At 51.0% G+C, this 15,932-nt stretch carries 11 protein-coding genes, 5 pseudogenes and 1 other annotated feature (1 of these 17 running past the window's edge); of the genes and pseudogenes, 3 read left to right on the top strand and 13 right to left on the bottom strand.

What is annotated here, in order from left to right; genetic code table 11:
• Nucleotides 1-16 precede the first annotated feature (16 nt).
• The 8 genes and pseudogenes from J4685_RS18900 to J4685_RS18865 form a co-directional block, all read right to left on the bottom strand.
• Nucleotides 17-352: a DUF496 family protein gene (locus J4685_RS18900; RefSeq protein WP_000450405.1), complete on the bottom strand. Its 336-nt coding sequence runs from the start codon at nt 350-352 to the stop codon at nt 17-19.
• Nucleotides 353-596: 244 nt separating this feature from the next.
• Nucleotides 597-1,655: an FUSC family protein gene (locus J4685_RS18895; RefSeq protein WP_001200848.1), complete on the bottom strand. Its 1,059-nt coding sequence runs from the start codon at nt 1,653-1,655 to the stop codon at nt 597-599.
• 118 nt (nt 1,656-1,773) lie between these two features.
• A complete protein-coding gene (gene sbmC, locus J4685_RS18890; protein WP_000384333.1) occupies nt 1,774-2,241 on the bottom strand; it encodes a DNA gyrase inhibitor SbmC in 468 nt (155 codons plus the stop codon).
• Between the two features lie 150 nt (nt 2,242-2,391).
• Nucleotides 2,392-3,563 (bottom strand): annotated as a pseudogene (gene dacD / locus J4685_RS18885) (serine-type D-Ala-D-Ala carboxypeptidase DacD).
• Nucleotides 3,564-3,686: 123 nt separating this feature from the next.
• On the bottom strand, nt 3,687-4,451 hold the full coding sequence (gene phsC / locus J4685_RS18880) for a thiosulfate reductase cytochrome B subunit (RefSeq protein ID WP_001092555.1): 765 nt from the start codon (nt 4,449-4,451) through the stop codon (nt 3,687-3,689).
• Complete coding sequence (gene phsB / locus J4685_RS18875) at nt 4,448-5,026, bottom strand: thiosulfate reductase electron transport protein PhsB (RefSeq protein WP_001016236.1); 579 nt, start codon at nt 5,024-5,026, stop codon at nt 4,448-4,450. Before phsB ends, phsC begins: the two co-directional genes overlap by 4 nt.
• 14 nt (nt 5,027-5,040) lie before the next feature.
• A pseudogene (gene phsA, locus J4685_RS18870) lies at nt 5,041-7,316 on the bottom strand (thiosulfate reductase PhsA).
• A gap of 259 nt (nt 7,317-7,575) precedes the next feature.
• A pseudogene (locus J4685_RS18865) lies at nt 7,576-7,668 on the bottom strand (heavy metal-binding domain-containing protein); the annotation flags it as partial.
• 266 nt (nt 7,669-7,934) lie between these two features.
• Between J4685_RS18865 and sopA the strand changes: the two are divergent.
• Nucleotides 7,935-10,278: pseudogene (gene sopA / locus J4685_RS18860) on the top strand (SPI-1 type III secretion system effector HECT-type E3 ubiquitin transferase SopA).
• Nucleotides 10,279-10,407: 129 nt separating this feature from the next.
• Here sopA and J4685_RS22620 read toward each other — a convergent pair.
• Nucleotides 10,408-10,485 (bottom strand): annotated as a pseudogene (locus tag J4685_RS22620) (hypothetical protein); the annotation flags it as partial.
• A gap of 159 nt (nt 10,486-10,644) precedes the next feature.
• Here J4685_RS22620 and sbcB point away from each other — a divergent pair.
• Nucleotides 10,645-12,075 carry an exodeoxyribonuclease I gene (gene sbcB / locus J4685_RS18855; protein WP_000216700.1) on the top strand — a complete coding sequence of 477 codons (1,431 nt, stop codon included), beginning with the start codon at nt 10,645-10,647 and terminating at the stop codon, nt 12,073-12,075.
• 135 nt (nt 12,076-12,210) lie between these two features.
• Here sbcB and plaP read toward each other — a convergent pair whose 3' ends face one another.
• From plaP to J4685_RS18835, 4 genes are all read right to left on the bottom strand, one after another.
• Nucleotides 12,211-13,569, bottom strand: coding sequence for a putrescine/proton symporter PlaP (plaP, locus tag J4685_RS18850; RefSeq protein ID WP_001519005.1), 1,359 nt, complete (start codon nt 13,567-13,569; stop codon nt 12,211-12,213).
• Nucleotides 13,559-13,621 carry a membrane protein YoeI gene (gene yoeI / locus J4685_RS18845; protein ID WP_096335044.1) on the bottom strand — a complete coding sequence of 21 codons (63 nt, stop codon included), beginning with the start codon at nt 13,619-13,621 and terminating at the stop codon, nt 13,559-13,561. Before yoeI ends, plaP begins: the two co-directional genes overlap by 11 nt.
• A 233-nt stretch (nt 13,622-13,854) precedes the next feature.
• Entirely contained in the window at nt 13,855-14,769 is a 915-nt protein-coding gene (locus J4685_RS18840) for a LysR family transcriptional regulator (protein ID WP_000803312.1), read from the bottom strand.
• Nucleotides 14,770-14,814: 45 nt separating this feature from the next.
• Nucleotides 14,815-15,639, bottom strand: a complete 825-nt coding sequence (locus tag J4685_RS18835) for an SDR family oxidoreductase (protein ID WP_000754712.1) — start codon at nt 15,637-15,639, stop codon at nt 14,815-14,817.
• Between the two features lie 162 nt (nt 15,640-15,801).
• On the opposite strand from J4685_RS18835, the gene hisL reads away from it, so the two are divergent.
• Nucleotides 15,802-15,852, top strand: a complete 51-nt coding sequence (hisL, locus tag J4685_RS18830; protein ID WP_001364200.1) for a his operon leader peptide — start codon at nt 15,802-15,804, stop codon at nt 15,850-15,852.
• Nucleotides 15,828-15,932, top strand: a sequence feature (His leader region); it runs 19 nt beyond the window's last position. (Overlaps the previous gene by 25 nt.)

Raw genomic sequence — 15,932 nt, 5'->3', positions numbered from 1 at the left:
CCACTGCCGTAGCGCATTATTCGGCTTTTACATCGGCGTGTTTCATTTCGCCCATCGCTTTCAGCTTTTTGGAAATGTCGCGACGCTCTTTGGAGATTTCGGCATTTTTAATGATGTAGTCATCAACGCGATCTTCATAGTCGCTTTTCATACTGGCGATGATACCCTGAATCGCCTCAACGCTCATACCTGGCTTGATGTAGTCGCTCAGGTTGTCCAGCAGCAGCACACGCTTCTGGTTGTCACGGATCTTCTTCTCAATGTCCTGAATTTCACGCTGCAGTTTATTTTTGCGACGGAACAGACGAACAAACTCCAGCACGTCCTGGAAAGAAGGCTTGGTTGTTTCCATTTTTACACCCCTGATAATGTGAGATTCGGATTCGTTAAGCAACTGCTAGTGGATAAACATTACGTTTATCCCCGTCATACTTCAAGCCGCCAGAGGAAACACCGTTACGTCGCCGTCTGGGGAAACCTGAAGGTTCGGGGATAAAATCGTTGCCAGTAGCACTCATTTTATCCTTATATTAGTATCATACTCTTAATCTTTGCTGAATCGAAGCAGCAACAAATTCATTCACCCCATCTGCTTTTTATTTGCGCAAAGCCCGGCAGATCAAATGCGAAAGCAGTTCCAACTGTCGGGCCGTTTCCATACTTAGCCAAACATAGCCGTGGATGGGGGTTTCAGCCACCGCGTCGCCCCGCTGCTCGTTCATTAGCTGCCGCAACTCGGCAGCAATATCATTCAGTTTACCCGTGTTTGCCAGTACCGGCTGCGGGTTGCCTTCAAACAACGCGTGGGCGATCGTTAACAAGGTTTGCTGCGTCATCTGCTGGGTTTCACGCAATGTGTGCGCGTTAAGCATCACAAAATGGCTGGCGCGCGTCGCCCAGTGGGCATTGATTTGTAATTCAAGCATACAAACCAGATTGCGATTGATGGTCTGAATGGCCTCGAAAATAGATTTTTGTATCCGGGTTTCTTTACTGGCGGGCGTTATCAGCCCGCGCATTTTGACGACATCGTTCAGCAACCGTTGCAAATGTTTATCCAACCGGGGGCGCTCCAGCAAATTCGGCGACAGCGCTGCCTGATACACCCGATTATACGCCGTGACGCAATGCGCCAGTTGGATGCGCCAGTGCAAAAAGGCGCGCTGGGGCCAAATGCCGGTAAACAACATTGCCAGTAGCGACCCCAAAATCACATCCCCGCCACGCCATAATGCCGTATCCATATCACCAGCGGGAGCGCCGACAACAACGGCGAGCGTTATGCCTATCAGTAGCGCCTGATACGGTTTTTTCCCTAAGGCCAGCCAGCCGCACAAAAACATCGCTATCGCACACCACACCAGCATCAGCGGTAAGGAAAAGAGCTCCAGGCGTAGCGCCACCAGCCCTAACGCCGCGCCCAGGATCGTACCGCCTATGCGCTCAAAAGCACGAGGCACTACATTTCCCCAAAATGAGATGGGCCCCATAATCACCACTAACGTGATTAGCGGCCATGTGCCTTCGGGAATAGAAAACAGACGAACCAACAGAAAGGTAAAAATGAACGCCAGGGCGATACGTATGCCATGCACGATGCGATAATGACGGTACAACCGTATTTCAAAAGGGCTTAATGACTTATCGGCACGCACGCTTGCGCTCCTTACGGGAATGGCAAAAAATGCATTGTACCTGCTTTATAGCAAAAATAGCGCACTGGCGGACGGAACACATTATCCGTCCGCTCTTTTCAGCCAGGAAACCAGTCGATCACTTCCGCTGTACCGGAATATACATTTCAATATCCCAGTATCCATCTTCCATGCCGTTATTCAGATAGGTTTCAAAACAGGGCGCAGAGGCTATCTGATAAGCGCTATCCTGCTCCAGGACGTCAAAAAACCGTTCCCACGGCTTCGCAAAGTCACGGTCTTCCACTCGCGCGACAGCAGTGGCATATTCGCCGCCTTCAATGGCGGTCACGATTACGCCTTCGCTATTGTCCGGCAGGATGAAATTCTCTGCCACGGACACCACGGTATCGCAGCGGAGTTTTTCCGCAGGTACGACATCTGGATTGTCGTAATAGACGGCAATCCATTCAACTGGCACGATCCGCTGTCGATCCACCCACGTCATCAGTTGTTCAAAACCCTGCTTCACGGTGTGTTCCCATGGACCAACCATGTGGAAACCGGCTACCTTGCGTTTTTGTTCCTGCCTGATTTCGTAATCCATGCTGCCTCCGTTACTTTATCATACTGTATGTATATACAGTATAATTGCGGCATTTTACGGTCACAAGGACAGAGTGATCATTTTGTGAGCAACCTCGCACTCCCGCCCTTTTGACACTTCAGGTGACGGTGAACTGTATGTGACAACGGCTTACGCTTTATGCTGAAAATAGTCGCTCAGACGAGAGAACATACCGCCTTTACCCACCGATTCCAGAGTGACCAGCGGCCACTGAGCGATCAGTTTATCTCGATCGTAGAGCTCTATTTCACCTACCCGCTGATGAGCGGCGATTGGCGCCTCCAGATCTTTTCCATCCAGCACATATTTTGCTTTGATATGCGGAATTTCCGCTTTAGGCAGCGCCATCCAGAAATCCTGTTCCGTACCCAGCGCAATCTTTTCTTTGTCTCCATACCAGATTCGCTCGCTGCCCACTTTTTTACCGCTGTGCAAATCTGCACCGTCGCAAAGTTTTGCTGGCCCCACTGCAACAGTTTTCGCGCCTGTTCCTCACGGCCTTTCGAACTTTTCGCCCCCATCACGACGGCGATAAGTCGACGCTGCCCGTCCACCGCCGATGCGATAAGATTAAACCCCGCCCCCGATGTGTGTCCGGTTTTAAGCCCATCAATATGCATGGTCTTATCCCACAACAAGCCGTTGCGGTTCTGCTGTGTGATGCCGTTCCAGGTCAGGCTTTTCTCGCTGTACATGTGATAAAATTCAGGTTCGCCGTGAATAATCGCCCGGGAGAGTACGGCCAGATCATACGCGGAGCTATGTTGTCCCGGCGCATCCAGACCGTGGACGGTTTCAAAATGGGTATCCTGCAAATTGAGTTTTTTCACATAGCTGTTCATCATCGCCACAAACTGCGGCTGCCCGCCCGCGATATAATCCGCCAGCGCCACACAGGCATCGTTACCGGAATCCACAATTAAGCCACGGCTTAAATCGCGTACCGACACGCGATCCCCTTCTTTTAAAAACATCAACGAGGAGCCGACAAACACCGGATTATCCTTCGCCCAGGCATCGCGCCCAACGGTGACGATATCGTCAGGGCTGATACGATGACTATCGATGGCGCGATCGACGACATAGCCCGTCATTAGCTTGGTAAGGCTGGCGGGATTACGTTGCTGGTGTTCATTACCGGCGGTAAGAACCTGTCCCGTAGTGTAATCCATCAACACCCAGGCGCCTGCATCAATGGCTGGCGGTTGGGGAGCAAAACTTACGGCATCGGCCGCAAGCGCAGGAGAAAGGTGCATCGCGAATAAAGAAGCGGCAATAAACAAACGGCGTTTCAACAGCATGTCCTCAGGATGGTCTCAATTTGCCGTTCTTTTTACGGAAGTTCAGTTAAACAAACATGGATAAATTGCAAGAAAATGTGACACAAGGCACATTTTCTTGCTGACTTTATTTTATGGATATGCTCAGACGGCGGACTTATCCCTGCGCGGCGCGGTACGATGACGGTGATAGCCGTCAACCATGCTACGGAAAATTTGTCCCGGCGTGTCGCCAAGAGTACACAGATAGAGATGCGCGCAAATAAACAGTAAGCCGATGATAGCAAGCGCCATATGCAGCACCAGCATCACAGGGCCCAGACCCGCAACCTGCGGATAGAGACACAGCAAACCGGTGATGATTAACAGCGGCACCAGCGCGTACATAATCGCCAGATATGCCAGTTGTTGCAGTGGATTGAACTTATTCTGCTCTGTTGCCGCGAACGGATGCGCTTCCCCTTTCATGATGCCAAAAAGGTAAAAACGCGTCTGGCGTATGCAGCGCGTTACCAGTCCGGAAAAATTTACCCGATAGTGACGCCCGTTACCTGTGGTGAGGTTGATCAGCACAAACCCGACCCAGAAAGCCAGTAAGGCAAAACCACACCAGGTATGCACTTGTACCATTAGCGCTACAGGGCCGAGAGAAAAATGACCAAATAAACCGCTTAACAGTAATAAAACAAACAGTAACGCATTTCCCCAATGCCAACGGCGAATCGCCAGCGAGTAGAGATAGTCACGATGTTCTTCACCGCCCGCTGTTTTTGGCGCCAGCATCCGGCGCAATAACGCATGGATAACCAGCCCAACAAGCATGAGCAGCACCACGACGCCTGCATAAATTAACCACAGCGGCCAATAATCTGGCGCATAATGTAGTTCCGCTCCCCAGATAGTATTCATGCTTTACCCTCCTGATGGACTTCTTTACGACGGTACAGACTGACCGCGCCGCTACGCGCCTCCTGCTGGCGATAGACCTCTTTCTGACCGACCCAGCGCTGGATCTCGCTCTCATCCAGTCTGCCGAATTTCAGCGCGTCCGTTGGGCAAACGGATACGCACGCCGGAGACTGGCCAGCCGCCAACCGCGTATCGGCACAGAAGTTACACTTATCGGCGACGCCGGTTTGCGGATTCAAATAGCGCACATGGAAAGGACATGCGGCAACACAATAATCGCAGCCAATACAGCGCGATTTATCCACCTGCACGATCCCGTTTTCATCACGATATGACGCTCCGGTAGGACAAACGCTGACACATGGCGCATTTTCACAGTGCTGACAGGAGACGCGGACAAATTGAAAATGGGTTAGTGCGTTGGATGCCTGTTCAGGGGCGCGAATTTGTACCTGTACGCGGCTAAATCCCTCCGGTACGTCATTAAGCACTTTGCAGGCAACGGTACACGCCTGGCAGCCGATACAACGTTTTTCATCATGCAGCATGACGTACTGATTCGTTAAATGATTCATGGTTCCCTCCTCCCTCATGCCCGGCTCAGCGTCACGCCTGCGGTATGCACTACCGTACCGGATACCGGACTCGTCACGTGCGGCAGTAAATTTCCGCAGTGGATACCGTGTGTCGTCGCCGCCGTTTTGGCCCCAGCTTTAGCGCCAAATCCCATATAGACAAAAAGCGTGTCCGGACGGATACCGGGCGTCACCAGCGCCTTACCTTTCTCTTTACCCGTAGCATTTTCCAGCCAGATCTCATCTCCGGTCTTAATGCCTTTTTCTTGCGCCGTTTGCGGATGGACCCAGACCGCGTTATCCCACATTAGCTCGCTGAGTAAAGGTACGTACTGCGTCGCGCCATTGGTATGCACGGCCACCTTGCCCTGAATGAAGTAAAGCTCATTCTCTTTTTTAAGCGCAAAGTCACGAACGCGCGGAACGCCGTAGCCTGGGAGCAATTCCTCCAGGGTTGCGGAATAAAGTTCGATTTTGCCGGAGGGCGATTTGAAGCGAAGCTGTTCGCCATAGGTGTTGTCGCTGTCCGTCGCGATAGCGCCGGGGTAACGCGCCGTAAACTGGCGAACGGATTCTGGTTCGCGTAATAGCAGCGGAACGCCCCATTCGAGATACCCTTTCTGTCGCAGTTCCTTCGCTAAGGCATGGTCGCCGTTCAACTGATAGAGTTGGCGCGTCTGCATATCCTGCCACGGATAGTACTGCCCTAATCCCAACTGCTCGCCAAGCTCTTTCCAGATTTGCCAACTCGGACGCGCCTCGCCAATCGGCTCTACGACCTGTTGGCGCAGAGCGTAAGCCGGGTGCAGTCCCGACATATCCGATACCTCTTCGTCCCGTTCGAGATAAGTGCATTCCGGCAGCAGATAGTCGGCATACGCCGCGCTCTCGCTCAAATAGACATCGCAACTGACCACCAGATCCAGTTGCTCAACGGTTTTTACCAGGTCCGAACGACAGGTGACGGTCTGGAAAGGATTATGCCGCGACATAATCCACGCCTTTATCGGGTAAGGCTTCTGGGTCAACACCGCGTCAATAATGCTTTGCACCACGCCGCCGCCAGCGGCGATATATTTAAACTGCGGTGCGACCAAATCGATTCGTTGCGCCGTCGGTTTCGGCATATTTTTAATGTTGAGTTTCGCCAGCGTTGGCGCGACCTTTTCTCCGGCCAGTTTGTTGTAAACCGACGCGTTTTTTTCTGGTATAGCCCGCCTTCGCGCTCAATATTACCGAGCAGTACATTAAGCGTAAAAATCATACGCCGCATATCGATCTCTTCCTGCGAGAACGTCGCGCGATGACCAGGACTGACGATAGCGTGAGGCGCGCAGGCGGCCAGTTCGCGTGTCACCCGGACAATGACGTCGGCAGGGACATCGGCCTGCGCGGCGGCCCATTCCGGCGTCGTCTCTTTTACCGCCTGTGCTAACTGTTCAAATCCGCTGGTATAACGCTCAACAAAAGACGCATCGTAGAGTTGTTCATCAATCATGACGTGGCACATCGCCAGCAGAACCGCTAAATCCCCCCCGGGACGAATAGCGTGCCACTCATCCGCCTTGCTGGAAAATATCGACAAACGTGGATCGAAGCTCACCATTTTGGCCCCCTTCTCCTGCGCGGTCATTAACTCATGGGTATCGGCAACTTCAATCCCTTCATACAAATTGTGGCCAAACGAAACCAGATAGCGCGTGTTAGCGATATCCATCGCCAGATCGCCGCCCATCATCACTTTTGCCGCAATGGCTTTCCCGGCAGGGCATGTTGAGGCGTGCGTAAAGGTATTAGGCGAACCAAAGGCCGTAGCCAGATGGAAAAGATGGCTGGAGAGCGAGCCCGATTTGGAAGAGAAAGCAACGCTCTCGGGGCCATGCTGCGCTTTGATGGCATTCATTTTCGCCGCGATTTCCTGGTAAGCCTGTTGCCAGCTAATCACCTGCCATTCACCGTCGCCGCGTGGCCCGGTGCGTTTCATAGGTTTTACAATCCGTTGCGGGTCATTGACCAGGCTGACGCCGCTCCCGCCCCTGGCGCATATGCGCGTCCCCTGCTGCGGCGCAGAAGGATTGCCCTGGATAAAAACGGTCTTGTTATTGACTACCTGCGCCTGAATAGGGCAACGAAAGGAACACATTTCGCACAAGCTTGGCGTTAGCATGGTTTTACCGTTAATGCCGGCAATCGGGTTGCGCGCCAGCGCCCCGGGCGGAAAAGCGCCCAGCGCGCAGGCAGAGCAGCCTATGCCTACCCCCTGCAAAAAAGAACGACGACTAATGCTCATATAACCTCCTGTTATTAGATATAGCTGAAGATTATATTTAATTTGTATTATGAAATGTCGGCTTCAATCACAATTTGAAATAGTTGTTAATATGAGCATGCCAACACGATAAAACCTTTTATTTTATAAATATTTTACATTTCCTGAACACGCACATGGACTGTCATCGAATAATCAGCAGAATTACCAAACAACCCACTGTTAATTATAAAAATGATACAATTCCAATAACACGTAATAATATTTAAAAGAAAACGATTATTTCCTGAAAAGCGATTTCACGCGCTTTACGCAGTTCTTTTTCATACGCGCCGGAACGTCCGCCGACGATATCCCGAATGCCGGCGAAAAACGCTGGTTGAGCATCGAAGCGGGTTTACTTTTGCGTGCACACGGGCTTCGTTACCCGACCCGCTCCCTTATGCCTTGATTTTTCCGCAGATACGTCAGCGTCCCACAATACGGTGACATGATGACAGGATGGACACTTTCTGAAAGAAACCTGCCAGATAACATGGTGAATTGTGATCTCCATCGCCATACCGACATATGAAGCTTACTTTTAAGGCGTTAAAAATCCAGACCGTTTTTCCATAATGATGTTGATAAGGAATTCTAATGAAGATATCATCAGGCGCAATTAATTTTTCTACTATTCCTAACCAGGTTAAAAAATTAATTAACACCATCCGTGAACATACGAAAAACGGGCTCGCCTCAAAAATAACCAGTGTTAAAAATACGCATGCATCTTTAAATGAAAAATTTAAACCATGAAAGGACTCACCGATTGAGATATCGCTACCACAAAAAATAAAAGAATTCTTTCAGCCGAAAGAAAAAATACCTTAAACAATACATTGCTTACTGTTAAAAATATTAAAGATACAAATAATACATATAAGAAAAATATTTCAGAAGAAGATGTCTCAAAAATGACTGCAGCACTCATGCGTAAGCATATTGCAAATCAATCATGTGATTATAATTACAGAGTGACAGGTGCAGCCCCGCTCCCCGGTGAAGTCTCTGTATCAGCCAATAACAGGCCAACGGTTTCTGAAGGTAGAACACCACCAGTATCACCCTCCCTCTCACTTCAGGCTACGTCTTCCCCGTCATCACCTGCCGACTGGGCTAAGAAACTTACGGATGCAGTTTTACGGCAGAAAGCCGGAGAAACTCTTACGCCCGCAGATCGCGATTTTTCAAACGCAGATTTCCGTAATATTACATTCAGCAAAATATTGCCCCTCAGCTTCATGGAGCGAGACGGCGATATTATTAAGAGGTTCAACTTTTCAAATTCAAAATTTACTTATTCTGATATATCTCATTTACATTTTGACGAATGCCGATTCACTTATTCGACACTGAGTGATGTAGTCTGCAGTAATACAAAATTTAGTAATTCAGACATGAATGAAGTGTTTTACAGTATTCAATTACTACACAACAACAGCCCTCTTTTATTGATACAACATTAAAAAATACGCTTATACGTCACAAAGCCAACCTCTCTGGCGTTATTTTAAATGAACCGGATAATTCATCACCTCCGTCAGTATCAGGGGGCGAAAATTTTATTCGTCCAGGTGATATCTGGCCGCAAATGCCACTCCTTTGGACTGAGAACGCTGTGGATGGATTTTTAAATCATGAGCACAATAATGGTAAAAGTATTCTGATAACCATTGACAGCCTGCCCGATAAATACAGTCAGGAAAAAGTCCGGGCAATGGAAGACCTGGTTAAGTCATTGCGGAGTGGCCGCTTAACAGAGGCATGTATCCGGCCAGTTGAAAGTTCGCTGGTGAGCGTACTGGCCCCCCCCTATACGCAAAGTACGCTTATCAGCGAGTGGCTCGGGCCTGTTCAGGAACGTTTTTTTGCCCACCAGTGCCAGACCTATAATGACGTTCCCCTGCCGGCTCCTGACACATATTATCAGCAGCGCATACGGCCTGTATTGCTGGATTCGTTTGACAGGAACAACGCCGCCATGACCACTCACAGCGGGCTCTTTAATCAGGTGATTTTACACTGTATGACAGGCGTGGGCTGCACTGATGGCACCCGCCAGAAAGCTGCAGCGCTTTATGAACGATATCTTGCTCACCCAACGGTGTCTCCCCACATCCATAATGGGCTCTTCGGCAATTATGACGGCAGCCCGGACTGGACAACCCGCGCTGCAGATAATTTCCTGCTGCTTTCCTCCCAGGATTCAGACACGGCGATGATGCTCTCCACTGACACGCTGTTAACAATGCTAAACCCTACTCCTGACACTGCATGGGACAACTTTTACCTGCTGCGAGCCGGAGAGAACGTTTCCACCGCGCAAATCTCTCCGGTAGAGTTATTCCGTCATGACTTTCCGGTGTTTCTCGCCGCATTTAATCAGCAGGCCGTGCAGCGACGCTTTGGGGAACTGATTGATATCATCCTCAGCGCTGAAGAGCACGGGGAGCTGAACCAGCAGTTTATTGCCGCCACGACCCAGAAACATTCCACCGTGAAGTTGATTGATGATGCCTCAGTGTCGCGTCTGAACACCATTTTTGCCCCCCTGCTTCCTGAAGGCAAACTCAGCCCGGCACACTACCAGCACATCCTCAGTGCTTATCACCTGACGGACGCCACCCCACAGAAGCAGGCGGAAACCCTGTTCTGTCTTAGTACCGCATTCGCACGCTATTCCTCCAGCGCCATTTTCGGCACTGAGCATGACTCTCCGCCGGCCCTGAGAGGCTATGCGGAGGCGCTGATGCAGAAAGACTGGGAGCTGTCTCCGGCGATCTTCCCGTCCAGCGAACAGTTTACCGACTGGTCCGACCGTTTTCACGGCCTCCATGGCGCCTTTACCTGTACCAGCGTTGTGGCGGATAGTATGCAACGTCATGCCAGAAAATATTTCCCGAGTGTTCTGTCATCCATCCTGCCACTGGCCTGGGCCTAGTCCAGCCTCAACCCGCATGAAATTAAGGGACACAGCGTTGTGTCCCTCTGTACATAGACCCGTTTTAGTCCATGCATTTTTTGAGATCCCGGCCAGATTGACCCTGGCCTAAATTCCATACAGTACTAAATCAAAATCAGTAATTTCAGATGGGCCGGAATATGGTTTACCATAGAGGGAGCGTAGCTTAGTGTCGCTGATGGTCATTTTAGTATTTTGTACTCAATGATTTTAATGTTTATGTACTCACCATCGCATGTACGAACATTAGCAACAATATCAATTGGTGTACAAATACAATCAATCAACGACAAAATAAAAGAATAAAATATTTCATATACAGATAACATCAGGCGTGTACATCAAGTGACAGTTAAAAACGACAGCATACAGAGCACATTCCTCTTCCACGATTACGAAACCTTCGGTACGCATCCGGCCCTCGACAGACCTGCGCAATTCGCCGCGCTCCGTACGGATAACGACTTCAACGTTATTGGCGAGCCGGAGGTGTTTTATTGCAAACCCGCCGATGATTATCTACCGCAGCCCGGCGCAGTGCTGATTACCGGCATCACGCCGCAGGAAGCGCGTGAGAAAGGAGAAAACGAAGCCGCTTTCGCCAGACGCATTCATGCGCTGTTTACCGTTCCTAAAACCTGCGTTGTGGGCTACAACAATGTACGTTTTGATGATGAAGTCACGCGCAATATTTTTTATCGCAACTTTTACGATCCCTACGCCTGGAGCTGGCAGCATGATAATTCACGTTGGGATCTATTGGATGTCATGCGCGCCTGTTATGCGCTGCGCCCGGAGGGAATTAACTGGCCGGAAAACGACGACGGCCTGCCCAGCTTTCGTCTGGAACATTTAACCCAGGCGAACGGGATCGAACACAGCAACGCGCATGATGCGATGGCGGATGTCTACGCCACTATTGCGATGGCGCAACTGGTGAAAACACGCCAGCCGCGACTGTTTGATTATCTTTATAGCCACCGCAGTAAACATAAACTGGCGGCGCTGATTGACGTTCCGCAAATGAAGCCGCTGGTGCATGTCTCCGGCATGTTTGGCGCGTGGCGCGGTAATACAAGCTGGGTCGCGCCGCTGGCGTGGCATCCTGAAAACCGTAACGCGGTGATCATGGTCGATTTAGCAGGCGATATTTCTCCTCTTCTTGAGCTGGACAGCGACACCCTTCGCGAGCGGCTTTATACGGCCAAAGCCGATCTTGGCGATCACGCCGCAGTGCCGGTAAAGCTGGTGCATATCAATAAATGTCCGGTACTGGCGCAGGCGAATACCTTGCGCCCGGAGGATGCCGACCGGCTGGGAATTAACCGCCAGCATTGCCTGGATAACCTGAAAGTGCTGCGTGAAAACCCGCAGGTCCGCGACAAAGTGGTGGCGATTTTCGCCGAAGCCGAACCTTTTGCCACCTCGGATAACGTTGATGCCCAGCTCTATGATGGTTTTTTCAGCGATGCCGATCGCGCAGCCATGAAAATCGTACTCGAAACCGAGCCGCGTAACCTGCCCGCGCTGGACATTACCTTTGTCGATAAGCGCATTGAGAAGCTGCTGTTTAATTACCGCGCACGCAATTTTCCCGGTACGCTGGATGACGCAGAGCAGCAGCGCTGGCTGGAGCATCGCCGTCAGGTACTGACGCCAGAGTTTTTACAACAGTATGCCAATGAATTGCAGATGCTTTCTCAGCAGTATGCGGAAGATAAAACGAAGCTGGGGCTGCTGAAATCACTGTGGCAGTACGCAACTGAGATTGTGTAATTGACCAATGCCTGACGGGCATTGTTAATCCAGAGCGGATAAATAGTGACGCCGCCATCCGGTAAACGTGCTGGATGGCAGACAAAAAACCGGAGGCACTGCCTCCGGTTTTACTATTGCCGATAATACGCGCGATTACGCGACGTCTTCGTACTGTGGAACCGGGTTGCGGAAGCTTTTAGTTACGCACGCCAGATAAATCAGCCCGATACCCGCCCAGATCAGGCCCAGTACCATTGAGCTTTCTTCCAGGTTAACCCACAACGCGCCAACCGTGAGCGCGCCGCACATGGGCAGGAACAGATACTGGAAGTGATCCTTCAACGTCTTATTACGCTTCTCACGGATCCAGAACTGCGAAATCACCGACAGGTTAACGAAGGTAAACGCGACCAGCGCGCCAAAGTTAATCAGCGCCGTCGCCATCACCAGGTCAAAATTAATCGCCAGCAGCGCGATCGCCCCGACCAGGATGATGTTCATCGCTGGCGTACGCCATTTCGGATGAACGTAACCGAAGAAGCTTTTCGGGAATACGCCGTCGCGCCCCATTACGTACATCAGGCGCGCTACGCCTGCATGCGCCGCCATACCGGAAGCCAGTACGGTGATAGTAGAGAAGATCAGCGCGCCCACCTGGAAGGTTTTACCCGCCACGTACAGCATGATTTCCGGCTGAGACGCATCCGGATCTTTAAAGCGAGAGATATCCGGGAAGTACAATTGCAGGAAATAGGTTGCAAAGATGAAGATTAGGCCGCCAATCAGCGCGGTCAGGAAAATCGCACGCGGGATCACGCGCTCAGCATCTTTGGTCTCTTCCGACAGGTTACTGATGCCGTCAAAGCCGGTAAAGGAGAAGCACAGGATCGTCGCTCCCGTAATCATCGGGATAACGTGCGCATCGCCGGACCAGAACGGACGGGTGCTCGCCAGCGTACCGGCGCCTTCGCCTTCAAATACGCCATAAACCACCATGCCCAGAATGACCGCAATCAGCACCACCTGTAGCACCACAATCACAGTGTTGAAGTTAGCGACCGATTTGAGGCTGCGCAGGTTAAAGGCCGTCATAAAGGCCACCAGCGCCACGACGAACACCCATGAGGGAATGGAGGGCACCAGCGCTTCAAAATAAATTTTCGCCAACAGAATGTTGATCATCGGCGCGAACAGATAATCGAGCAGAGAAGACCAACCCACCATAAAGCCAACGGTCGGGCTGATGGATTTCTGGGCATAGGTGTACGCCGAACCCGCGGAAGGATAGCGACGCACCAGTTTCCCGTAGCTCAACGCCGTAAACAGAATCGCGATTAACGCGAATGCATACGCCGTCGGTACGTGACCGTCAGTGAGGCCTGAAACGATACCAAATGTATCGAACAGCGTCATCGGCTGCATATAGGCAAGACCCATCATTACAACCGGAACTAACGTAAGCGTTTTACGTAATTCCACGCGAGAGGTGTTTGGAGTAACGTTATGCGACATGGTCATTCTCCTTTACGGCGAATGCCGTCGCGTAAGCAAAAAATTGCCCCATTTTCTGGATTCCTCAGCGACAACAACTGTCGATTTTTAAGTAAGTATCTATCCGGTACGAAGCCCGGCCTCTTGGTATTGAATGATGTGTTTGAAGCAAAAAAATAACCGACGCGTATTAAAACGTCGGTTAGTGTCATTTTTTGCAAGCGGCGTATTCTGCCCTAAATTGAAGTGAAATGACAAGAGAATGCGAGCGCGTTCAAAAAATTATTTTTCATAAGCGATTGATTTTTAAACCGGCGATTTTGCATACACCCCAGCAATAGCATTATTTGCTAAAATTTCATCCCGCCACCAGCCGCTGGCCAGCCCGGCGGTCTGTTCATTCCAGCCAACCCACACCGGTTCATAGACGATTTGCGCCACAACTTTCTTCTCTATAAGCGCACCGCTTTCCAAAAATCGCTGCGCCAGATAACGCGGTAAATAGCTGCATCCCAGGCCGCTAATTTGCAGCTCCAGCTTGGTTTTAAAATCAAACACGGTAATCGCTTCCTGAGCGTCGAGCAGTTCAGACCCTATTGATCGCGAGGAATGGACGCTATCGCCAACCACAATCGCGCGAAAACGTTTGATCGTCTGGCGGCTAAGCGGTTCCTCTTCATGAACCAGCGGATGATGCGGGGCGACAGCAAACACCAGTTCAAGATCGCCCAGTCTTGCAAAGCCAAAGCCGGTGTCAGGCGGCGGCGCGCGCATGGCGCCAACAATAATATCCGCCCTTCCCTGCGTCAGCGTCTCCCATGAACCGCCGAGAACGCCATTGACAAATTTAAGGCGCGTCACGCTGTGGCGTTGATAAAAAGCGTCGATAAGCGGGGCCAGAAGAAAAAAGGGAAAGGTATCATCCACACCGATGACCAGTTCGTTCTCCCAGCCTTCATGCAGTTTAATCGCCTGCTTTTCCAGCTCGCGAACGGTGTGCAACACTTCACGGCCTTTTTCCAGTAGCATCTTACCGGTTCGCGTAAATCGCGCGCGATGCCCGCTACGGTCGAGCAGTTGGATATTAAGATCGTTTTCCAGCTTATGAACGGTATAACTGAGGGCGGACGGCGTTTTAAATAATTTTGCCGACGCCGCCGCGAAGCTGCCTTCTTTTTCTAACGCATCAAGAATAATCAGAACGTCCAGCAGTGGTTTCATACTCGTCCCCTTGCGCTATATGGCGACCACCTGCTGGACAGCGACTCACTCCATCGGCATCACCAACGGATCGGGATATTGATATTCAAATCCCAGCTCATTACAAATCCGGCTACCGTCGATAATCTTCCCTTTGCCGTTGTCCGGTGCGTCACGAAAATGCGGCGGCGCCATTCCCAGCAAGCGCGTCATTTGCGGATAAAACACGTTGCGGGCTGGATGCGCCGGCGCACATATATTATAGATGTGCCCCCCTTTTGGCGCCTGTAGCAAAAGGGTAATTGCGCCAACCACGTCTTCAAGATGCACCAGATTGACCCCGTGTTGACCATCCGGCGCGGTTTTTCCGGCAAAGAAACGTCCGGGATGGCGCCCAGGCCCGACCAACCCCGCCAGCCGCAGAATATCCACTGACGTGCCCGGCAGATTATGCAGCCAATCTTCCAGTTCCTTCAGGGTACGCCCGCTGGCCGTGACCGGATTACGCGGCGTATTCTCTTTCACCACGCCTTGCGCATCGCCGTAAACAGACGTCGAACTGGTAAAAATAATACGCGGGATACGATAAGCCAGCGCACTGTCGACCAGCTCCTGCATCGCCTGCAGATAAAAATCCTCTCCCGGACCGCTACGGCGCGCGGGCAGTGTTATCACCAGCGCATCGACATCCAGCAGAGCGTCAAGATCGTCCGCCTCACAGACCAGCTCCGGCTCCAGACGCAGCGGATAGCTTTCAATTCCACTCATACGGGCCGCTTCCACCCCATCAAGGGTGGTTTTGCTGCCGGTAACCTGCCAGCCTCTCGCTGCCAGCGACATTGCCAGCGGCATGCCTAACCAACCTAAACCGACAATTGCGACCTTTTTCATCCATTTTCTCCTGACTTTAACGCCTTATACATAAGGCTACGTCAGCCCGCCGTGACTGACAATTCATACTATAAATGCGAAATGAAAAAAGCGCTTGCTTTAAGGCGTAAAAGTGGTTTAGGTTAAAAGGTATCAAATGAATAAGCATTCATCGGAATTTTTATGACACGCGTTCAATTTAAACATCACCATCATCACCATCATCCTGACTAGTCTTTCAGGCGATGTGTGCTGGAAGACATTCAGATCTTCCAGTGGTGCATGAACGCATGAGAAAGCCCCCGGAAGATCAT

The organism is Salmonella sp. 32100201201700099SM, from assembly GCF_017572645.1.
GTDB lineage: Bacteria > Pseudomonadota > Gammaproteobacteria > Enterobacterales > Enterobacteriaceae > Salmonella > Salmonella enterica.
The sequence above is the reverse complement of the archived record's forward strand: the minus strand, read 5'-3'. Positions and strand labels throughout refer to the sequence as shown.

Bases quoted from the DNA above. Each gene is read 5' to 3' on its own strand.
- J4685_RS18900 (WP_000450405.1), bottom strand. From the start codon at position 352: ATGGAAACAACCAAGCCTTCTTTCCAGGACGTGCTGGAGTTTGTTCGT.
- sbmC (WP_000384333.1), bottom strand. From the start codon at position 2,241: ATGGATTACGAAATCAGGCAGGAACAAAAACGCAAGGTAGCCGGTTTC.
- phsC (WP_001092555.1), bottom strand. From the start codon at position 4,451: ATGAATACTATCTGGGGAGCGGAACTACATTATGCGCCAGATTATTGG.
- phsB (WP_001016236.1), bottom strand. From the start codon at position 5,026: ATGAATCATTTAACGAATCAGTACGTCATGCTGCATGATGAAAAACGT.
- plaP (WP_001519005.1), bottom strand. From the start codon at position 13,569: ATGTCGCATAACGTTACTCCAAACACCTCTCGCGTGGAATTACGTAAA.
- J4685_RS18840 (WP_000803312.1), bottom strand. From the start codon at position 14,769: ATGAAACCACTGCTGGACGTTCTGATTATTCTTGATGCGTTAGAAAAA.
- J4685_RS18835 (WP_000754712.1), bottom strand. From the start codon at position 15,639: ATGAAAAAGGTCGCAATTGTCGGTTTAGGTTGGTTAGGCATGCCGCTG.